Origin of the sequence: Nonomuraea typhae (genome assembly GCF_009760925.1) — a bacterium.
Taxonomy (GTDB): domain Bacteria; phylum Actinomycetota; class Actinomycetes; order Streptosporangiales; family Streptosporangiaceae; genus Nonomuraea; species Nonomuraea typhae.
On record NZ_VRLV01000004.1, the window covers coordinates 638,971 to 659,022 of the forward strand.

The window sequence follows — 20,052 nt, forward strand, 5'->3', positions numbered from 1 at the left end:
GTTTGGATCCTTACGATATGAGCTAGGGGTTGTCCGTGGCTACACGCCTGCGTAATGTTTGTGGCCAAACGAGAGGAGACGCCGGTGAGTGCGGACACCGTCGAGCGCCTGCGGCAGGCGGGCGTGGACGTGGTGAGGATCTGCTACCCCGACCTCATCGGCGTCGAGCGCGGCAAGGACGTGCTGCTCGACTCCCTGCCCAGGGTGGTCGAGCACGGACTGTCGTTCTGCCAGGCGGCCTACTACACCTCACCCCAGGCGGACGTGGTCCCGGTGCCCGGCGGCCTCGACCGCGGGCTGCCCGACATCGTCATCAAGCCCGACCTGGCCACGGTGAAGGAGCTCCCGTGGGCGCCGGGCGTCGCGCACTGCCTGGGCGACGCCTACCTGCCCGGCGGACCGCCCTTCCTGGAGGAGCCCAGGGCCGTGCTCAAGGCCGCCATCGCCCGGCTGGCCGAGCTCGGGCTGGCCGCGGTGGTCGGGCCCGAGCTGGAGTACTTCCTGCTGGAACCCGACGGCACCCGCTACGACGGCGGGCCGGGCAACGCCTACATCGTCGGCAACAAGGGCGACAAGTCCGGGCACCTGCTGCGCGCCATGCGCTCGCTGACCTGGCTCGGCGTCACCATGGGCAACCACGAGTTCAGCCCCGGCCAGTTCGAGATCAACCTGCTGCACGGCGAGCCGCTCGACGCCGCCGACCGCGCGTTCCGGCTGAAGAGCGCCGTCAAGGAGCTGGCCAGGGCCGACGGGCTGAACGCCACGTTCATGGCCAGGCCGTTCAACGACGAGGGCGGCTCGGGCTTCCACGTCCACCTGTCGTGCCTCGGCCCCGACGGGGTCAACGCCTTCGCCGACGCGGCCGCGCCGTACCAGCTGTCGGAGCAGGCGATGCACGCCATCGGCGGGGTGATCGCGCACGCGCCCGCGCTGGCGGCGCTGCTCAACCCGACGATCAACTCCTACAAGCGCTTCGGCCCCGACAGCCTGGCCCCCTGGCTGAACGACTGGGGCCTGGACAACCGCAGCGCCATGTTGCGCATCCCGCCCGAGCGCGGGGAGGCCACCCGGCTCGAGGTACGGCTCGGCGACGCCTCGGCCAACCCCTATCTCGGCATCGCCGGCCTGCTGGCCGCCGTCTACCTGGGCATCAGGGACAAGACCGAGCCGCCGGAGCCCCTCGACGGCTACGGCTACGACCCGGCCAGGGCCCCGGTGCTGCCGATGTCCCTGCCCGCCGCGCTGGACGCCTTCGCGGCCGACACCGAGCTCAGCGAAGTGCTGGGCAAGGAGTTCACGGCGGCGTTCCTGGCCTACAAGCGGGATGAGGTGCAGAGGTTTTCCCGGTACGTCACCGATTGGGAGTTCCGGGAGTACGCCTACCATCTGTGACCCTCAGCTGTTCTCCAGGTGCTCGAGGATGCGGCGCAGCGAGGTGGCCAGCTCGCGGCGCTGCTCGCCGTCGAGCTCCTTGACCACGAACGCCTCCTGCCGGTTGAAGTCGGGGAACACGTCCCGCATCAGCCGCTCGCCGGTCGCGGTGAGCGACAGCATGACCCGCCGCCCGTCCGTCGGGTGCGGGGCGCGGCGCAGGTGGCGGTAGGACTCCAGCGTCTTCACCACGCCGGTCAGCGTGCCCTTGGAGATGCCCGCCTCGGCGGCCACGTGCTTGGTCTCGCTCTCGCCCCAGATCCACACCACCCACATCACCACGAACCCGGTCCAGGTCAGCCCGGTGTCGCGCAGCACCGTCCGCTCGAAATGATTGCGGATCGCGGAGGAGGCCCGGTAGATGTGCGAGACCGCCCACATGGCCTCGAAGTCGATGTTCATCCCCCCGAGCCGCCGGCCGATGGCCTCCTCGGTCTGGTGGAGCGTGTGGTGTCCGGTCACCGACACATCGTATGGGAGCGAACGGTTCACGAAGCATGGACCATGCGGCCGGCGAACACGGTCAGCTCGACAGGGGCGTCGGTGAGCTCCTCGGGCGCCGTGGCCGCGCTGACGAACAGGTCGGCGACCTTGCCCGGAGTGATCGTTCCCTTCCACGTCTCGGCGAAGTCCTGCCAGGCCCCCGCCGTGGTGTAGGAGCGCAGCGCCTCCTCCAGCGTGACGCCCTCGCCGGCGCGCGCGAGCAGCGCGGCCACCCCCGGACGCCAGTCGGGGCTGGTGACCGGGGCGTCGGAGCTGCAGGCCGTGTGCACCCCCGCGGCCAGCGCGGAGCGAGCCGGCCACTCGCGCTCGGCCGCCTCGTCGCCGAACAGGGCGCGGGTGGTGCCCGACTCCAGGCGCTGCAGCACCGGCTGCAGGTTGATGCCGTACCCCAGCCCGCCCAGCGTGGCCAGCGCCTGCCCCGAGGCGTACTGGCCGTGGATCACGTAGTGCCTGGCGTCCGGCCGGGGATGGTCGCGGGCGATGGCCGCCAGCGCCTCGGTCACGGCGTCGATGCCCCGGCTGCCGACCACGTGCACGCCCGCCTGCCAGCCCGCCACGTGCACCAGGCGCAGGATCTCGGCCAGCTCGGCGACCCGCTCGCCGTCGCTGCCGCCCCGGACGCACAGCGCGCCGTGCCCGCCGCCCGGGTACGGCTCGCGCATCCAGGCCGTCTCGGAGGGCGGGATGCCGTCGGCGAACACCTTCACCCCGGTCAGCCGCAGCACCCTCGGGTCCACGTCGCCCAGCCCGGGCGGCGCGGCCAGCCAGGCCAGGGTGTCGGCGACGGACGCCCCCGACATCGGGCTCGGCAGGCCGAGCACGCTCACCCGCGCGGTCAGCGTGCCGTCCCCGGCCAGGTCCGCGTAGGCGGCCAGCACACCGGGGCCCATGCCGCCGCCGAACGACTCGGCGCCGCCGGGGCCCAGGCCCGGCTCGGTGAAGCTGGTGATGCCCAGGCGGTTCAGGCCGGTCACCGTCTCGCGCAGGACTCCCGGCAGGCCGCCCTCGGGTGCCGGAATCAGGCGCTGGACCAGGCCCTGGTCGCCGTGGTGGAACACGCCGTCCCCCTTGGCGCCGGCCGCGTCCATGACCCTGGTGTTCACCCACGTCGCATGCCCCGAAAAATCCTGTAAAAGGACGGGATTGTCGGGTGCCACGGCGTCGAGGTCCTCCCTCGTCGGCATCCTGGCCTCGGCCAGGGAGCCGGGATTCCAGCCGATTCCCCGGATCCACGCTCCCGGGACGGCCCGCCGTACGGCCTCGCGGACCTGCGCCGTGATCGCGGCGATCGAGTCGCGCGCGACGTCCAGGCAGTACGGCGGGCGGTTCAGGCCATAGGCGCAGGCGTGCAGATGGGAGTCGTTGACGCCGGGCAGGACCAGGCGCCCGCGCAGGTCCACCACCTCCGCGCCGCGCGGTGGCGCCGCGTCCAGCGCGGCGATCGTGCCGTCCGCGACCAGCACGGACGTGGCGTGCGGACGGGCCGGATCCAGGGTGAGGATCCGCCCGTTGACCAGGGCGAGTGTCATGGCCCGTCTCCCAGGTAGGCGCGGCGGAGGGCGTCGTCGGAGGCACGCAGCGGGCCGGGGGCGCCGCCGTAGGTGATGGCGCCGCGCGCGAGCACGTACGCGGCGTCGGCCAGCGCGAGCGCGGCGTGCGCGAACTGCTCGACCAGCAGGACCGCCATGCCGTCGCCGGCCAGCGTCCTGATCACGGGCAGCAGGCGCCGCACCACGCCCGGCGCCAGGCCCAGGGACATCTCGTCGAGCAGCAGCGCAGCCGGGCTCGCGACCAGCGCCCTGGCCAGGACCAGCATCTGCTGCTCGCCGCCGGACAACTGCCCGGCCCGCACGCCGAGCCGGGCCTCCAGCTCGGGAAACACCGCCAGGGCCCGGCCGACGGCGTCCACGGCCACGAGTTCGAGGTTCTCGCGGGTGGTGAGGGCGGCGAAGACCGTACGGCCCTGCTCGACGTGGGCCAGGCCGCGGCGCGCGCGCCGGGTGCGCGGCCAGGCGGTGAGGTCGTCGCCGCCGAGCGTGATCCGGCCCGCCCGCACGGGCACCACGCCGGAGACCGCCTCCAGGAGCGTGGTCTTGCCCGCGCCGTTCGGCCCCAGCAGCACGGTCACCTGCCCGGCCGCCGCGGTCAGCGTCACGTCGCGCACGACCGGCTGCCCGCCGCGCGCCACGCTCACCCCGTCGAGCACCAGGTTCACGCCGCCACCTCCTCGCCGAGGTAGGCGCGCAGGACCCGCGGGTCGGCGAACACCTCCGCGGGCGGCCCCTCCGCGATCACCCGCCCGAAGTCCAGTACGGTCACCCGCTCGCACGCCGCCCTGACCAGGTCCAGGTCGTGCTCGATGAGCAGCACGGCGACCCCGAGCCGCCGCGGCACGCTCCGCAGCCACGCCCCGAGACGCTCGGTCTCGGCGTGCCCGAGCCCGGCGGCCGGTTCGTCGAGCACGGCCACCGCCGGCCGGGCCAGCACCGCCCCCGCCACCTCGAGCAGCCGTCTGGTGCCCACGTCCAGCTCGGCGATCCGGTCGCCGGGACCCGCCGCGGCCAATCCGTCGAGCACCTCGCCGAGGTCGGCGTCGGTCAACGGCCGCCGGGCCACGAAGCGCAGGTACTCACGGACGCTCAGCCCGGCGGGCACCCTGTCCTGCTGGAACGTGCGCCGCAGCCCCGCCCGCGCCCGGCGGTGCGCCGGCAGGCGGTCGACCGGCTCGCCGTCGACCGCCACGCTTCCCCGCGCGGCGGTGAACCCGGTGATCGCGTCCACCAGCGAGGACTTGCCCGCCCCGTTGGGCCCCACCAGCCCGGCGACGGCACCCGCCGGCACGCTCAGGTCCACGCCGTCCACGGCCACCACCTGCCCGTAGCGCACACAGGCCCCGCGCACCTTCAGCGCCTCCGGGCCTGGTTGTGCCGGGTGTGCGGGGGCGGGGGTGCCCGCCGTACGCGGGGAGGGGTGGGGGGCCGGGCTCGGGCGGGAACCGCGCACGCGGCCCAGGACAGCACGCAGGGCCGCGCCCACACCGGAGCCCGGTGCGCGGCGGAGGGCGGCGCGCAGGGCTTCGCTGATGCCCGAGCCCTGGGTGAGGGCCTGGATGGCGCCGGCCGCGAAGACGACGTTGGCCCATTGCTGGGGAATGCCGAGGCGGCGCAGCACCTCGGCGACCGCCACGCCGAGGGCGCCCCCGATGAGCGCGCCCTCGGCGTACTGGGCCCCGGCGAAGACCGCGACCGCGTAGGCGACCAGCGACTGGCCCGGGTCGAAGTTGCGGGAGACGACCATGGCGAGCTGCCCGGCCAGCAGCGCGCCGGACAGGCCCGCGATGAACGCGCTCACGGCGAACGCGCTCAGTTTGGCCCCGGGCACGCCGGTGCCCGCGGCGGCCGTGGCCCGCTCCGACTCGCGCAGCGCGCGCCACGCGGCGCCCGGACGGCTCCGCCGTACCAGCCCGAGCAGCACCGCGACCAGGGCGAACACGCCTACGCAGAACAGGAAGTACTGCCGGTCGGCGGCCAGCCCGGCCGGGCGGCCCACCGCCAGGCCCTGGTTGACGCCGGGGAACGAGGTCGCCGCCAGCACCACGTCGACCGTGGCCGCGAATCCGAGCGTGACGATCGCCAGGTGCACCCCGCGCAGCCGCAGCGCCGGCAGCCCGATCAGCAACCCCAGGGGCACCGCGGCCAGCCCGGCCAGCGGCGTCCACACCCACAGCCCGCCGGGCACGCCCCAGACGTTGAGCTGGGCGGTCGTCCACGCGCCGATCGCGGCGAAGGCCATCTGGCACAGCGACACCATCCCGGCCTGCCCGGCCACCACGCCCAGGCTCTGCAGCAGGACTCCGGAGATCACCGCCGACATGGCCAGGAACACCCAGTACGCCGGCAGCAGCGCCGCCAGGCCGTACGCCAGAAGGGCGAGCGCCGCGCACCCGACGGCCACGCGGAGGGGGTCAGCGAGCCGCATCCCACACCTCCCCGCGCTGGCTCCACAGCAGGATCAGGAGGATCGCCGCGAACGGCACCACATCCCGGAACTGCTGAAACGCGGCATATGACGAGAGCAGCCCTTCGAGCAGCCCCAGGCCCAGCCCGCCCAGCAGCGCGCCCGACAACCGGCGCAGCCCGCCGACCAGCGCCGCCGCGCAGGCCGGCACGATCAGCATGCTCAGCGAGAGGATGTCGCTCGAGCGCACCGGCGCGACCAGCAGGAGCACCAGGCCCGACAGCGCGCCCGCCAGACCCCACACGGTCACCGTCATGGCCTTGGTGCCGATGCCGAGCAGCTCGGTCGTGACGGGCCGCTCGGCCATCGCGCGCAGGCGGAGCCCGAGCCGCGTCCTGGTGAGCAGCAGGTGCGTGCCCGCGCCGATGAGCACGGCCAGCGCGATGAGCACGGCCGCGCCGAGCGTCACCACGACCCCGGCCAGCGTCGCGACGCGCTGCGGCGCCGGGTTCGGCAGCACGCGCGGGTGGTCGCCGAAGGCGATGTAGGCGAGCGCGATGATCCCGATGAGCTGCGCGATCGACACGGCCGTGCGCTGCTGCGGCCCGCTGTCGGCGAACCACCTGGTCACGATGGATCCGCAGATCACCGACACGAGCGCCGCCGCCGCAATCCCAATAAAGGCCGATATGTGGTACGGCAGGCCGTTCTGTGTTGTCCAGGCCATGACGTACACCCCCGCGACCCCGGTCGCCGCCACGGCCAGGTTCACCGTGGCGGTCAGCCGGAACATCGCGGTCAGCAGCAGCCCGAGCGCGGCGAACGTGCCGCCCGCGGCCAGCCCCGAGACCAGCCCCTGCATCAGCCGAGCGTCCCCGGGTAGCGCACCCAGTCGGGCGTGACCACGTGCCACGTGCCGCCGCGGAGCTGGACGATCTTGCCCGCCCGGTTCGACAGGTGTCTGGCCGCCGCCCCGAACTCGTACGGCGTGCCGGTCATGCCCGTCTGGATGGGCTTGAGGGACTTGAAGGCTTTGGCGACCGATTCCCGGGTGATGGGGCCCTGGATGGACTTGAGGGTGTCCACGAAGTACGTGGCCGCCAGGTAGCCGCCCTGGCCGAAGCTGGTGAGCGGGACGTCGGCCGAGGTCATCAGCTCACGCCAGTCCTTCAGCGCGGGGGAGTCCGCGTCGGTGAACGGCTCGAACTCGGCGTTGGCGTAGGCGCCGTCGCCGTCGGAACCCAGCGCCTTGGCCACCGCCTCGGTGTAGGGGGCGGTGGTCATCAGCCAGTCGATGCCGGTGACGTCCTGCTGCTTGACCACCTTCATCCAGGCGATCGCCATCGGCTCCGTGCCGTTGTAGAGGACCGCCTGGCAGCCCTCCTTCCTGGCGCGCAGCACGAACGGCGTCGGGTCGGAGTCGGGCTTGACGGTCCGGTCGTCGACGACGAGCTGCTTGCCGGTCAGCTTCGTCCAGCTCTGGATGGCTCCGCCGTACGCGTCGTTGGTGTTGCCGAGAATCGCCAGGAACGAGCAGACCTTGGCGTGCTTGAGCACCTCGGAGGCGTAGTAGAGGTTGATCGCGGTGTTCAGGTACGGGCCGGTGTTGACCGGCGAGATCGCCGGGGACTCGAAGCAGGTCGGGTCCACGCCCGTGCCCTGGATCGCGACGATGCCCGTCTGCTGGTAGAAGGGGGCGTTCACGGCGCAGTCGAGCAGGCTGGCCGAGCCGACGAGCGCGACCACCGCCTGGTTGGTGACCACGTCCCTCGCGGCCTGCGCGGCGGCGGCCGGGTCGCCCTTGTCGTCGGCCCTGATGAACTCGATCGTGCGTCCGTTGATGCCTCCCTGCTTGTTGACCCGGTCGAAGACGGCCTTGGCGGCGGAGGACGAATCGGGGAACGTGACGGGGCCGCTCAGCGAGCTGACGCTGCCCACCTTGATCGTGCCGTCGCCGCCGCTCTGGCCGGTGGGCTCGTCGGAGAGCCCGCAGGCGGTGACCGCCGTGGCGAGGAGTAGGACGGCTGATGCCCTGGAAGCGATCATGGCGCGAGCCTCTCGTGCGATCGTGGACGGGATCGTATGGTCCCAAACGATCCTCGGCAAGGGCTGTACATACATTCGTCGTTTGGATACGAATTTGTTGTGCCTACTCCACGTATGCAACTCGTTCTGTCCGAGAACTGGACGATGACCCAAGACCTCCCCGTGCTGGTGCGCTGGGCACGCGAGGCGGAGGACGCGGGCTTCGACTCCGTGATGATCAGTGAGCACGTCGTGCTCGGCCCCGACGCGGGCGCCGACGGGCGGATGGCCAACCCCCGCGAGTACGCCCTGCCCGGCAACCAGGATCCGTTCACGCCCTGGCCGCACTCGCTCACGCTGCTCGCCGCCATCGCCGCGGTCACCACCCGGCTGCGGCTGGCGGCCGCGGGGGTGCTGGCGCCCCTGCGGCATCCGCTCGTGCTCGCCAGGGAACTCGGGACCCTGGACCTGCTGTCCGAAGGGCGGCTGATCGTGCTGCCCACGGTCTCCTGGAGCAGGGACGAGTACGCCGCCCTCGGGGTGCCCTTCGCCAAGCGCGGGCGGCTGCTCGACGAGCACCTGGAGATCTGGTCCCTGCTGTGGGGGCCGTCGCCGGTCTCCTACGACGGCGAGTTCTACTCGTTCAAGGACGTGTACTTCGAGCCGAAGGCGCACCGGCCGGGCGGGCCCGTGCTGTGGTTCGGCGGGGCGGGCATGAGTGCGCACCTGCTGCGGCGGCTGGCGCGGTGGGGGAGCGGCTTCAATCCGCTCGGGTATCCCCCCGAGGAGGATCTCCGGAAGCTGGCGTCCGGGCTGGCGGCGCAGGGCCGCTCGATCTCCGAAATAGAACTCGTCGGCGGAACTCGCGCGATATTTCCGGACAACCATACGTTTGCGCCGCTGGAGGCCGCGCTGGAGCACATCCCTCAGCGCATGGCGGAGGGCTACACCACCTTCTGCATCAAGCCTTCCCAGTTCACCGACGACCCCGCGAAGGTCGGCGCGTTCTGCCGCGAGGTGATGTGCCGGGTGTCGAGCTAGAGCGCCTCCCTGACCAGGGCCGTGTCGGTGAACTGTTCGAAACGGCGGGCGACGCCGTCCTCCAGGTGCCACACGTGGGTGAAGCGTGCGCGCATGTGCCGGCCCGTCGCCCGGTAGGTGCCGCTGTAGGTGCCGACGACCACGATGACGTCACCGCCGTCCACGAACTCCTCGGGGTCGGCCTGGTAGCCGTCCCACTCGCTGCCGAGGCGGGCGAAGACGTGGTCGAGCACCTCCTGCGGTCCCGTGTACGTGCCCGCGTACGGGAAGCCGGCCATCTCCGTCCACTGCGCGTCGGGGGCGAGCGGCGCCACGATGCCCGTGACGTCGCCGGAGCCGGAGGCCGCGTACGAGGCGCGGACCACGTCGAGGTTCTTGCTCACGGCGGCACCTTCCTCCATGAAGTCGTCTATGAAATCATATAGTTTCGATGGGGAAAGAAGGAGTGCCGATGAGGCTCCACGGCAAGGTCGCGCTCATCACCGGCGCGGGCACGGGCATCGGCGCCGCCACGGCCCGCCGCTTCGCCGCCGAGGGCGCCCGGGTCTTCCTCACCGGCCGTCGCCCGGCGCCTCTGGAACAGGTGGCCCGCGAGGTGGAGAAGGAGTCTGCCGGTACGGCGGACGGCGGGTCACCGGCGACCTTCGCCGCCGACATGGCCGACACCCAGCAGGCCCGCGCGGCCGTCGCGGCCTGCCTGGACCGCTTCGGCCGGCTGGACGTCCTGGTCGCCAACGCGGGAGGTCACGGCGGGGAGGCCGTCGCCGACACCGGTGACGCGTCCTGGCAGGAGGCCCTGCACGCCAACCTCAACACCTGCTTCGTGACCTGCCGGGAAGCGCTGCCTTCGCTGATCGAGGCCAGGGGCGCCATTGTCGTCGTCTCCTCGATCGCCGGCCTGGCCGCCGCCCCCGCCATTTCCGGATATGTCACCACCAAGCATGCCCTCATCGGCCTCACCCGCTCGATCGCCCGCGACTACGGCCCCGCGGGCGTCCGCGCCAACTGCCTGTGCCCCGGCTGGGTCGTCACCCCCATGGCCGACGCCGAGATGGACGTCCTCGCCGGGCGCGACGGCATCACCCGGGACGACGCCTACCGCCTGGTCACCAAGGACGTCCCCCTCCGCCGCCCCGCCACTCCCGAGGAGATCGCCGCCATCTGCCTCTTCCTGGCCGGCGCGGACAGCGCCATCATGACCGGCGCGGTCGTGGTCGCCGACGGCGGCGCCACCGCCGTCGACCTCCCCACCCTCCCCTTCGCCTGACCGGCTCAAGATCATTGTTGCCCTATGCTCCTGACTGACAACACCGAGTGATCGGCTCGCGTCAAAGGGGAGTCATGCGCGTTAGGAACATCGTCACCGGCCTCATCGCCGCGGCACTGCTGTCCGTACCCTGCCCGGCAGCCGCCGCGGCGGCGCCCCCGTGCACGGGGGCGGGCTGCGTCAACAAGGATCCTGTCACCACCGGCTGCGACAAGGACGGCAGGCCGATCGCGGAGGTGTGGTACCGCGACCGCCTGCTGCAGGGCTATTACAGCCCGTCGTGCAAGGCGAAGTGGGCCACCGTCATCGGCGCGCCGCTGAACCGCAGGATCTACGTCAGGAACAGCGACGGCTCACCCCTGTTCGCGAACATGATCCACCATGTGGTGTGGACGAAGATGGTGGACGGCACCCTGCCGGCCGAAGCCTGCTTCGAGAACAGCTCCGTCTGTGCGAGGCCGACGGTCGGCCAGGCCCTCTTCTGACCCGCACGGGGCCCGCTGCGCCGGCGGCGGGCCCCGTCCGTCAGTCCCACGAGTTGAAGAGTGTCGCGCCGACCGTCTCCGCCCGCCAATACCTGATCTCCCTCGGCTCCGCGCCGGACAACTCGGCGGTGTGCGCCTCCGTCAGCGGCGCCAGTAGCAGCGACCTGTCCAAGACGGCGAACCCGAAGTCGCCGATGGACTCCGCCCAGGCGGGCGGGTCCAGGAATTCCTTGTCATACCGGTAGCGCTCCTCGTCGACGAAGGCGACCAGTGGAAGGCCGGAGTGGAACAGGGCGACGTGCTCGCCGTCCCGGCCGCTGATCGTGGCGGTGTGGAAGTTTCGCGGATACTCCCGCTTCAGGAACCTCCCGACCTGCCCGCCGGCCGCTCGCGCCGCCGCGTACCAGGCGGCCCGACACACCCGGGGATCGGTTTCCGGCAACGCCGGATCCTTGGCGCGACGGAACCCCGTGGCGCCTCGCGGCAGGCGAAAACCAGTGTGCGGGTTGTCCACGTCGCCCCTCCCCGGCCGCCTCCGAGGGCGGCCCTGCGGCCACGGACCCACTTCCGAGTATTCGCGCAGCTCGGCGCGGAGGCCGTGGCCGCAGCGGGCGTTGGTCCTGAGCCCGGAAAACACGTTGCCGCGAATCGGGCGAAAATCCTAGGGTAGTGCGTTCGTGATCACACTCGTGGAGAAAGTCCTGCCTGGTCGGCTGGGGACGGGGTTTCGGTGGCTGCTGGCGTCGAGCTGGCTGACGAACCTCGGTGACGGGGTCGCGGCGGCCGCGGGGCCCTTGCTGATCGCGGCGTTGACCCGGGATCCGTTGCTGATTTCGCTGTCGGCTCTGGTGAGCTGGGCGCCGCCGCTGTTGTTCGGGCTGTATGCCGGGGTGTTGTCGGATCGCTACGACCGGCGCAAGATCGTGCTGGTCGCGAACGCGGCGCGGGCGGTGGTGCTGGCGGCGCTCGTGGCGCTCATGGTGACCGGCACGTTGACGGTGGTGACGGCGCTGGTGGCGCTCACGCTCCGGTCCATCGCCGAGGTGTTCGCCGACAACGCGACGCAGACGCTGACGCCCATGATGGTCGGCAGGGACGACCTCGTCATCGCCAACGCCCGCCTGGGCACGGGGTTCATCACGCTCAACCAGCTCGCGGGGCCGCCGATCGGCGCGGCGCTGTTCGGCCTGGGCTTCGTCTGGCCGTTCGCGGGCCAGTTGCTCCTGGTGCTGGCGGGGATCGTGCTGGTCTCCCGGATCACGCTGCCGCCGCACGGCAGGCAGGACGGCGAGGCCAGGCCCAATGCCGTGAAGGAACTCATCGCCGGGTTCAGCTGGACCTTCCGGCACGCGGCGGTCCGCACGCTGGCGCTCACGATCCTGATCTTCAACTTCACGTTCGGCGCGGCCTGGTCGGTTCTCGTCCTCTACACCCAGGAGCAGCTCGGCCTCGGGGCCGTCGGCTTCGGCCTGATGACCACCATCGGGGGGATCGGCGGGCTCATCGGCACCGGTCTGTACGGGCTCATCACGCGCAAGGTCAGTCTCGGCGCCCTGATGCGGATCGGGCTCATCATCGAGACGCTCACCCACCTGGGGCTGGCCCTCACCCATTCCCCCTGGGTCGCCGGGGGCATCTTCCTGGTCTTCGGCGCGCACGCGTTCATCTGGGGCACCACCTCGGTCACGGTCCGCCAGCGCGCGGTCCCGCCCGAGCTGCAGGGCCGGGTGGGCAGCGTCAACACCATCTGCGTCTACGCCGGCCTGGTGGTCGGTTCGCTGATCGGGGGCATTCTGGCCACCCGCTTCGGCGTCGCGGCGCCGTTCTGGTTCGCCTTCGGCGGTTCGGCGGTGTTCCTGGTGCTGCTGTGGCGGCAGCTCATGCTCATCGCCCACGACGACTGAGGACAACTTTCGATTGACTTCTTACTAAATTGAATAGAGTATGGATCCATGGAAAAGGCCGAAAGGCGTCCGTACCGCATGGGCGCTCGTGCCGCGGCCATGGAGGCCACGCGCGCGCACATCCTGCGGACGGCCGTCGCGCTGTGGATGCAGCGCTGGTACGACGAGGTCACGCTGGCCGACATCGCCGCGGCGGCCGAGGTCTCCGTGCAGACGATCGTCAACCGCTTCGGCGGCAAGGAAGGTCTCGCCGACGCCGCGGCGGACTGGCTGGCCAACCGGGTCGCCGACGACCGGCGGGCGCCGGCGGGCGACGTCAAGGCGATCGTGGCCGTGCTGATCGCCGACTACGAGCTCCACGGCGACGCCAACGCGCGCTGGGGAGTGGACGCCGAGCGGGTCCCGGCCATCGCCCGCGCGATCGCCGGCGCGCGCAGCCGGCACCGGGCGTGGCTGGAGCAGGTCTTCGCCGACCGGCTCCCGGCCGGCGGCCCCGAGCGCGAGCACGCGCTGAACCTGCACTACGCCGCGACCGACGTCGCGCTCTGGAAGCTGTGGCGGCGCGACCTCGGCCTGTCGCGCGAGGAGACCGAGCGCGCGATGCACGACATGGTGATCGCGATTGATCCGAGAAGGAGCAGTGATGAGTAAGCGTTTCCTTTTCGCCACCTGGTCCGGTGGCGGTGCCGTTCCGCCGGTGTTGTCGGTGGCGCGGGCGTTGCGTGAGCGTGGCCATCGTGTGCGGGTGCTGTCCGACAGGTCGGTGCACGACGAGGTCGCCGCCGCGGGAGTGGAACCGGTCGCCTGGACGACGGCGCCCCAGGGTGACGCCGCCAACCCGGAGGCGGACATCCTGAAGGATTTCGAGGCCCGCACGGCGATGGGCGCCTTCGCCCGGCTGCGCGACCGCATTGTGACCGGCCCCGCGGCGGACTACGCCCGGGACACGCTGGCCGAGCTGCGCGACCATCCGGCCGATGCGATCGTCACCGATTTTCCGTTGCTCGGCGTGCTGACCGCCGGTGAGGCGGCCGGGATCCCCGTGGTCGCGCTGGTGACGACGCTGTACCCGTTCGCCACGCCCGGTGCGCCACCGTTCGGCCCGGGGCTCGCGCCCGCCACCGGCCCGCTGGGCCGCCTGCGTGATCGCGTGCTGACCAAGCTGACCCAGATGCCGTGGCAGAAGGGGCTGCCCGCGCTCAACGCCGCCCGCAGGGAGAACGGGCTGGCGCCGCTGGAGTCGGTGATGGCGGCGTTCGGCCGGGTCGATCGGGCTCTCGTGCTGTCCCCGCGCGTGCTGGACTACGCCGGCCGTACCTTCCCCTCCTATGTCCGGCACACCGGGCCACGGCTGGAGGATCCGGCCTGGGCCGGGGAACTCCGGCTGCCCGGCGGTGACGCGCCGCTGGCGCTGGTCGGCCTGAGCTCGACGTACATGAACCAGACCACGCTGCTCGGGCGCATCGGCGAGGCCCTGGGCACGCTGCCGGTGCGCGGGCTGATGACGACCGGCCCCGCCGTGGACCCGGCGTCCGTCCACGCGCCCGGCAACGTCCTGGTGACCACCTCCGTACCCCACAGCGAGGCCCTGCGGCACGCCGCGGTGACGATCACGCACGCCGGGCACGGGACCGTCGTCAAGGCCCTGGCCGCGGGCGTCCCGCTGGTGTCCATTCCGCTCGGGCGCGACCAGATGGAGGTGGCCCGGCGGGTCGAGGCCGCGGGCGCCGGGATCACCGTGAGCAAGACCGCTCCGGCGGCCGTGATCGCCCGTGCCGTCCGGCAGGTCCTCGGCGAGCCGTCCTACCGGCGGGCGGCGCAGCGGCTGGCCGCCGAGATCGCCGCGGAGACCGCCACCGACCGGGCCGTCGCCGAACTCGAGGCCGTCACCGAGCTCGAAACCGCAGCCGAGCGAGGGTGATCAACCGGCGGCCGTCGTACGGCGGCGCGTCAGGACCTGGTGGCGATACCGCCCCGGGGCGAGGCGGAAGTGGCGTTTGAAGGCGTTCGAGAAGGCGAACTCCGAGGTGTAGCCGATGCGGGAGGCCACGGCCTCGATGGACGCCGCGGGCTCGAGGAGCAGCCGGGCCGCCGTGGTCATGCGCCACCAGGTCAGGTAGGTCAGGGGCGGCTGGCCGGTGAGGGCGCCGAAGCGGCGGGAGAAGGTGGCGCGCGACAGCCGTGCCCGGTCGGCCAGCTCCTGCACGGTCCAGGGGTGGGCCGGGTCGTCGTGCATGGCGTTGAGCGCGGCGCTGATGTCCGGGTCGGCCAGCGCCGCGGCCCATCCGCTCGCCGTCCCGTCGTGAGGGTGCCCTTCGAACCAGGCTCGCAAGACGTACAGAAGGAGCAGGTCGAGCGCCACGGGCAGGAGGGCGGCGGCGCCCAGGCGGCTGCCGCCGAGTTCGGCGCCGAGGATGTCCACGGCCGAGCGCAGCCCCGAGTCGTGGCCGAGGCGGGCGGGCAGGTGAATCGTCCCGGGCAGCTCCCGCAGCAGGGGATGGGTCCACTCGGGGGTGAGTTCGTAGCCGCCGCACAGGGTGACGGTGGTGGACGAAGCCGCGTGGTCGGTCATGGTGTATCCGTTGCCGTGCGGGGAGAACACGATGTCGCCGGGCCCGAGGGGAACGGGCGCGGCGGAGCCCTCGATCAGCCGGCACGTGCCCTGGAGCACCACCAGGAAGCCGGCGGTTCCCGGCAGGTCGGGGAAGTCCTGACGCCACGGCGCCCGCCATTCGACCCGCTGCCCGCCCGGGCTGCCGGCCCGGACGGCCGAGATCACGTCGCTCAGGATGTCCATCTACCGAACCCTATGTCATTGATACGATCGCGCATAAAACAGCTAGGATCACGTATTCATTGTCGCAAGGTGCCCTCATAGCCTGAATCCCATGATGACGACTGTGCGGCACTGGACAGCCGAGAACGCGCACGCTCTCACGACCACCGACCCGGCGCACGTGCTCACCGATCTGGAACCCCTCGAAGCCATGCTGGCCGGTGCGCGGATCGTCGGGGTGGGCGAGCCGACCCGGGCGGCGCACGAGGTGGTGACCCAGGGACACCGGGTGCTCCGCCTCCTCGTGGAGAACCTGGGTTTCCGCGTCCTCGCGATCCAGGACGACGAGACGGCGGTCGAGCGGGTGGACGCCTACGTCCGCGGCGGCGAGGGAACCGCCCGCGCGGCGCTGGGGGACCTGTGGACACCCTGGCGGACCATGGAGATGCTCGCCGTGCTCGAGTGGGCGCGGGCGTTCAACCGGCGGCACCCGTCCGACCCGCTGCGGATGATCGGGCTGGAGCCGCCGGCCGCGCGTCCCTCGGACTACCAGGCCGTCCTCGACCAGATGGCCGGGGACCGGCTGGACGAGCTGCGCGGCCACTACGCCACCATCGTGACCGCGCACGAGGTGCCGGAACACGTGCAGCACGCGCGCGGCACCCACCCCGGCCGCCCGTTCGCCGAGCATGCGCGCGACGCCTACGACCTGGTGGCATCGGCCGCCGGCCCCGGCGCCGCGCTGGAGAAGGCGAAGCTCATCCTCGACTGGCACACCGGCAGCTTCGCCGGAGGCGGGTTCGACTACGGCGTGACACGGCGGCGGTCGGTGGCCAAGCTGACCTCGCTGCTGCACGGCGGGGACACGAAGATCGTCTACTGGGAGGGCATGGTGTTCACCGCCAACGCCGCCCTGGTCGTTCCCGCCGCCCTGCTCGACCCCTTCCGGAGCGTCGGCAACGAGCTGCGCGCCCAGCTGGGCAGTGGCTACTTCTCCCTGCTGATCGGGTTCGCCGGAGGAGACGTGAGCGGGCTTCATCCGGGCCAGTGGGTCCCGGCGCCGATGGCCGGGTCCGCCGACGCCGTACTGACCTCGGCAGGACCGGAGCGCTACCTGCTCGGCCTGCGCGCCCCGCGCCCCGGGCCGGTGAGCGAGTGGCTGCGCGGCCCGCACAAGCTGCGGATCATCGGCGGGATCTACGACGCCGCGGACGACTCCGGCCACTACCTGACGACCGGGCCGCTCGACGAATGGTTCGACGCCGTGCTGCAGGTCGGCACCGTCACCCCGACCACCCTGCTGTGACTCACCAGAAGGAACACCCCATGCGCACGACCGTGGCCGTCGTCGGCGGCGGATACGGCGGCATCGCCGTCGCCAAGGAACTCGACGCCTTCACCGACGTGGTTCTCATCGAAGCCCGCGACACCTTCGTCCACAACGTCGCCGCACTGCGCGGCCTCACCGATTCGCAGTGGACGGACCGGCTGTTCCTGCCCTACGACCGGCTGCTGACCCGTGGCACGGTGATCCGTGACCGGGCCGTGCGCGTCGAGGCCGGCTCCGTGACGCTGAGGTCGGGAACCCGGATCGAGGCCGGCCACATCGTCCTGGCCACGGGCTCCGCCTACCCGTTCCCGGCCAAGGCCGACACCGAGGACAGCGCCACCGCCAAGAGCAGGTACCACCACACCCGCCGGGCCCTCGCCCGGGCCGGAAGGATCCTGCTGCTGGGCGCCGGCCCGGTCGGGCTCGAACTGGCCGGGGAGATCAAGGCCGCCTGGCCCGGCAAGTCGGTCACCATCGTGGACCCGGGACCCGAGATCGTCTCGGGCGGCTACTCCGACGCGTTCCGCGCCGAGCTGCGCCGCCAGCTCGACGCGATGGACATCCGCGTCATCCTCGGCACCCGGCTGCGCGAGCAACCACCCTCCGCCGCCGGCGAGGCCAGGACGTTCACCGCCACCCTGCAGTCCGGCGAGCGGCTCACCGCCGACCTCTGGTTCCGCTGCTTCGGCGGCTCCCCGGACACCGGTTACCTGGCCGGCGACCTGACGACGGCCCGCCGGCCCGACGGCAGGCTCACGGTCACTCCCGACCTTCGCCTGGCCGGCCAGCAGCGGGTGTTCGCCCTCGGCGACATCACCGCGATCGAGGAGCCCAAACAGGCCGGTACGGCGGTGGCCCACGCACCCGTGATCGCGGCGAACATCCGCACCCTCCTGGACGGCGGTGGCCCCCTCACCGCCTACCAGCCCGGCCCGCCGGGAATCGTGCTCCCGCTCGGCCCCCACGGCGGCGCCACGTACGCACCCAACTGGCGCGACCAGGTGGACCCCGCCACCGCCGCGCACATCGGGCAACAGGCGAGGGAACGCGGAGACACCCTGCTCGCCCTGGGCATCCTCGGCGCGGAGCTCACCTCCCAGCTCAAGGGGGAGCATCTGAACGTCGGTGAGTACGCGGCGCTCCTCAACGCGACCTAGCCGATACGGCGCCGGGTCGCGGAGGGCGGCTCGCCGTACCTCTTGCGGTACTCGCCGGCGAAGCGGCTCAGATGCGTGAACCCCCACCGCAACGCCACGTCCGTGACGCTCGTCGGCGCGCCGGTCTCGGCGATCTCCCGCAGGTCGGCATGGGCTCTGGCGAGCCGTACCTCCCGCAGGTACGCCATGGGGGTCGTCTGCATGTGCCGGCGGAAACCCGCCTGCAGGGTGCGGACGCCGACCCGGGCCGCCGCGGCGATGTCACGCAGCGACACCGGCTCGCCGGCGTGGTCCTCGCAGTAGCGGCGGGCCCGCCGCAGCGCGGCCTGTCCCGCGGGCGGCCCGGGATCGGCCGGGCCGGGGGAGAAGTTCCCGGCGTGCGAGGTGACCATCGTGTGCAGGAGGAACTGCTCCAGGTGGTGCGCGGCCATCGGCGAGTCAGGGACCGGCAGCGCCCCCGCGGCCAGCCAGCGCAGCGCCCCGCCGAGCGGGCCGTCACGCTCGATCTCCGGCTCGAACACCGGCACCCGCGCGGCCGGGCCGCTGAGGTAGTCCGCCAGCGTCCGCTCGACCTGCGCCTGCGGCACCCGGACGATGAGAACCTCGTGATCGACGCTCCAGTTCATGACCGGCCGCTGCCCCGGGCCGATGACGGTGATCGGGGCGCAGACCTCGCGGCGGTCCACGCTCAGCCGCCCGTGGCCGCGGATCGGCACGTGGATGTAGAAGTCCTCCAGATCCCACACGCCCACGTTGATCTCCGCTCCGTAGGCGAGCGTCTGCATCGTGAGCGTCCCCTGGTGCAGCGGCCGGTAACGCGCGCCGTCCGGGCTGAGCTCGCGCACCTTCAGCCGGTGCGGCGCGAAATGCCGCGTGACCAGTTCGTACATTTCATCGACCAGCACGGGGCCCCCTTATGCCGACGGGGCACATCCTGCCGTTGTCTATCCGCAACGCGCAATCGCGCCGGCGGATGCCGGATACCGGGCCGGGTCGTCCTCGGGCATCGTGGGTCTCCGCGGGGATGCGGGGGCCCTCGCGCACCATCGACGACGGAGAAGGCCATGAACGCGCACATCCAGACCTTCCGCATCGACGTCCCGCAGGCCGAGGTCGACGACCTGATCGAGCGGCTCGGCCGTACCCGCTGGCCCGACGAGATGCCCGGCCTGGGGGACGGCATCGCGCTGGAGCGGGTCAGGGAGCTGGCCGAGTACTGGCGTCTCGGCCACGACTGGCGGGCCGCCGAGACGCGGCTGAACCGGCTGCCGCAGTTCGTCGCCGAGATCGACGGCCAGCGCATCCATTACGTGCACGTGCGCTCCAGTCACGACGACGCGCTGCCGCTGCTGATCACCCACGGCTACCCGAGCTCGTTCGCCGAATTCGAGAAGCTCATCCCGCTTCTGCTCGATCGCGGCTTCGACCTGGTCATCCCGTCGCTGCCCGGATTCGGCTTCTCGACGCCGGTGCGCGAGCCGGGCTGGGCGATGAGCCGCACCGCGCGGGCGTGGGCGTCGCTGATGGCCGCGCTCGGCCACCATCGGTACGGCGTGCACGGCGGCGACGTGGGAGCCGGGATCTCCGGCGCGGTCGGAGCCCTGGACGGCGAGCACGTCGTCGGCATCCACGTCGTCACCGACCCCTTCACCGCGGCGGCCACCGCGACGTTCCTGCCCTGGGTCGCCCAGAAGCTCGACCCCGCGGACGAGGTCGACCAACTGGCTCTGGACCGCATGGAGAGGTTCCGCAACGAGGACTCCGGCTACCTGGCCGTCCAGAACACGCGCCCGCTGACGCTGGGCTTCGGCCTGAGCGACTCGCCGGCGCTCCAGCTCGCGTGGATCGCGGAAAGCTTCGACGCCTGGACCGACCTGCCGATCGACGACGAGCAGCTGATCACCAACGTCGGCATCTACTGGTTCACCCGCACCGGCCCCTCGGCCGCCCGTTTCCTGTACGAGCAGCACCACGCCTCGGACTGGGGCGCCCCGCCGACGGTGCCGCAGGGCTACTCGGTCTTCGGCGCCGACCCGACCGTACGCCGCCTGCTGGAGCCGGGCGAGGGCGTGCATTGGACCGAACACGAGCGCGGCCGCCACTTCCCCGCCCTGGAGGCGCCCGCCCAGCTCGCCGCGGACCTGTCCGGCTTCTTCGACGGGCTTCGGTGACGCG

At 72.2% G+C, this 20,052-nt stretch carries 20 protein-coding genes; 10 read left to right on the plus strand and 10 right to left on the minus strand.

Annotation, left to right across the window (positions count from 1 at the left end):
* The first annotated feature begins 84 nt into the window (after positions 1–84).
* Entirely contained in the window at positions 85–1,392 is a 1,308-nt protein-coding gene (locus FVE25_RS18950) for a glutamine synthetase family protein (protein ID WP_219825551.1), read from the plus strand.
* 3 nt (positions 1,393–1,395) lie between these two features.
* Here the strand turns inward: FVE25_RS18950 and FVE25_RS18955 are convergent, their stop codons facing one another.
* From FVE25_RS18955 to FVE25_RS18980, 6 genes are read right to left on the minus strand one after another with little or no spacing between them, the layout of a single operon-like run.
* Complete coding sequence (locus tag FVE25_RS18955) at positions 1,396–1,893, minus strand: MarR family winged helix-turn-helix transcriptional regulator (RefSeq protein WP_219825552.1); 498 nt, start codon at positions 1,891–1,893, stop codon at positions 1,396–1,398.
* A gap of 26 nt (positions 1,894–1,919) precedes the next feature.
* Positions 1,920–3,464, minus strand: a complete 1,545-nt coding sequence (locus FVE25_RS18960) for an amidohydrolase (RefSeq protein WP_157248275.1) — start codon at positions 3,462–3,464, stop codon at positions 1,920–1,922.
* Positions 3,461–4,150 (minus strand): ABC transporter ATP-binding protein, encoded by a 690-nt coding sequence (locus tag FVE25_RS18965; RefSeq protein ID WP_157248276.1) that lies wholly within the window; start codon positions 4,148–4,150, stop codon positions 3,461–3,463. Before FVE25_RS18965 ends, FVE25_RS18960 begins: the two co-directional genes overlap by 4 nt.
* Positions 4,147–5,913 (minus strand): branched-chain amino acid ABC transporter ATP-binding protein/permease, encoded by a 1,767-nt coding sequence (locus tag FVE25_RS18970; RefSeq protein WP_157248277.1) that lies wholly within the window; start codon positions 5,911–5,913, stop codon positions 4,147–4,149. The genes FVE25_RS18965 and FVE25_RS18970 overlap by 4 nt, the downstream gene beginning before the upstream one ends.
* Positions 5,900–6,754: an ABC transporter permease subunit gene (locus tag FVE25_RS18975; protein ID WP_157248278.1), complete on the minus strand. Its 855-nt coding sequence runs from the start codon at positions 6,752–6,754 to the stop codon at positions 5,900–5,902. Before FVE25_RS18975 ends, FVE25_RS18970 begins: the two co-directional genes overlap by 14 nt.
* On the minus strand, positions 6,754–7,938 hold the full coding sequence (locus tag FVE25_RS18980; protein ID WP_219825553.1) for an ABC transporter substrate-binding protein: 1,185 nt from the start codon (positions 7,936–7,938) through the stop codon (positions 6,754–6,756). Before FVE25_RS18980 ends, FVE25_RS18975 begins: the two co-directional genes overlap by 1 nt.
* A gap of 144 nt (positions 7,939–8,082) precedes the next feature.
* Here FVE25_RS18980 and FVE25_RS18985 point away from each other — a divergent pair, with 144 nt between their 5' ends.
* The gene (locus FVE25_RS18985) at positions 8,083–8,958 is read left to right on the plus strand and encodes a TIGR03619 family F420-dependent LLM class oxidoreductase (protein WP_219825554.1); all 876 of its coding nucleotides are present in this window, start codon (positions 8,083–8,085) and stop codon (positions 8,956–8,958) included.
* Here FVE25_RS18985 and FVE25_RS18990 read toward each other — a convergent pair.
* A complete protein-coding gene (locus tag FVE25_RS18990; RefSeq protein ID WP_157248281.1) occupies positions 8,955–9,341 on the minus strand; it encodes a nuclear transport factor 2 family protein in 387 nt (128 codons plus the stop codon). The two genes, FVE25_RS18985 and FVE25_RS18990, sit on opposite strands and share 4 nt — an antisense overlap.
* Positions 9,342–9,409: 68 nt before the next feature.
* On the opposite strand from FVE25_RS18990, the gene FVE25_RS18995 reads away from it, so the two are divergent.
* Complete coding sequence (locus tag FVE25_RS18995) at positions 9,410–10,225, plus strand: SDR family NAD(P)-dependent oxidoreductase (RefSeq protein ID WP_157248282.1); 816 nt, start codon at positions 9,410–9,412, stop codon at positions 10,223–10,225.
* A gap of 74 nt (positions 10,226–10,299) precedes the next feature.
* The gene (locus FVE25_RS19000; RefSeq protein ID WP_157248283.1) at positions 10,300–10,710 is read left to right on the plus strand and encodes a DUF2690 domain-containing protein; all 411 of its coding nucleotides are present in this window, start codon (positions 10,300–10,302) and stop codon (positions 10,708–10,710) included.
* Positions 10,711–10,750: 40 nt separating this feature from the next.
* On the opposite strand, the gene FVE25_RS19005 is transcribed toward FVE25_RS19000, so the two are convergent.
* Positions 10,751–11,152, minus strand: a complete 402-nt coding sequence (locus tag FVE25_RS19005) for a hypothetical protein (RefSeq protein ID WP_219825555.1) — start codon at positions 11,150–11,152, stop codon at positions 10,751–10,753.
* Positions 11,153–11,387: 235 nt separating this feature from the next.
* On the opposite strand from FVE25_RS19005, the gene FVE25_RS19010 reads away from it, so the two are divergent.
* From FVE25_RS19010 to FVE25_RS19020, 3 genes are read left to right on the plus strand one after another with little or no spacing between them, the layout of a single operon-like run.
* Positions 11,388–12,614, plus strand: coding sequence for an MFS transporter (locus FVE25_RS19010; protein WP_157248285.1), 1,227 nt, complete (start codon positions 11,388–11,390; stop codon positions 12,612–12,614).
* 48 nt (positions 12,615–12,662) lie between these two features.
* Positions 12,663–13,265 (plus strand): TetR/AcrR family transcriptional regulator, encoded by a 603-nt coding sequence (locus FVE25_RS19015; protein WP_157248286.1) that lies wholly within the window; start codon positions 12,663–12,665, stop codon positions 13,263–13,265.
* Positions 13,258–14,535 carry a glycosyltransferase gene (locus tag FVE25_RS19020; RefSeq protein ID WP_157248287.1) on the plus strand — a complete coding sequence of 426 codons (1,278 nt, stop codon included), beginning with the start codon at positions 13,258–13,260 and terminating at the stop codon, positions 14,533–14,535. Before FVE25_RS19015 ends, FVE25_RS19020 begins: the two co-directional genes overlap by 8 nt.
* Here FVE25_RS19020 and FVE25_RS19025 read toward each other — a convergent pair whose 3' ends face one another.
* Complete coding sequence (locus tag FVE25_RS19025; RefSeq protein ID WP_157248288.1) at positions 14,536–15,411, minus strand: AraC family transcriptional regulator; 876 nt, start codon at positions 15,409–15,411, stop codon at positions 14,536–14,538.
* 91 nt (positions 15,412–15,502) lie between these two features.
* Here FVE25_RS19025 and FVE25_RS19030 point away from each other — a divergent pair, with 91 nt between their 5' ends.
* A complete protein-coding gene (locus FVE25_RS19030) occupies positions 15,503–16,696 on the plus strand; it encodes an erythromycin esterase family protein (RefSeq protein ID WP_157248289.1) in 1,194 nt (397 codons plus the stop codon).
* A 20-nt stretch (positions 16,697–16,716) separates the two neighbouring features.
* A complete protein-coding gene (locus tag FVE25_RS19035; protein WP_157248290.1) occupies positions 16,717–17,877 on the plus strand; it encodes an FAD-dependent oxidoreductase in 1,161 nt (386 codons plus the stop codon).
* On the opposite strand, the gene FVE25_RS19040 is transcribed toward FVE25_RS19035, so the two are convergent.
* The gene (locus FVE25_RS19040; RefSeq protein ID WP_157248291.1) at positions 17,874–18,782 is read right to left on the minus strand and encodes a helix-turn-helix transcriptional regulator; all 909 of its coding nucleotides are present in this window, start codon (positions 18,780–18,782) and stop codon (positions 17,874–17,876) included. The genes FVE25_RS19035 and FVE25_RS19040 overlap by 4 nt on opposite strands.
* A gap of 159 nt (positions 18,783–18,941) precedes the next feature.
* Here FVE25_RS19040 and FVE25_RS19045 point away from each other — a divergent pair, with 159 nt between their 5' ends.
* Positions 18,942–20,048, plus strand: coding sequence for an epoxide hydrolase family protein (locus FVE25_RS19045; protein ID WP_157248292.1), 1,107 nt, complete (start codon positions 18,942–18,944; stop codon positions 20,046–20,048).
* The last annotated feature ends 4 nt before the right edge of the window (positions 20,049–20,052 follow it).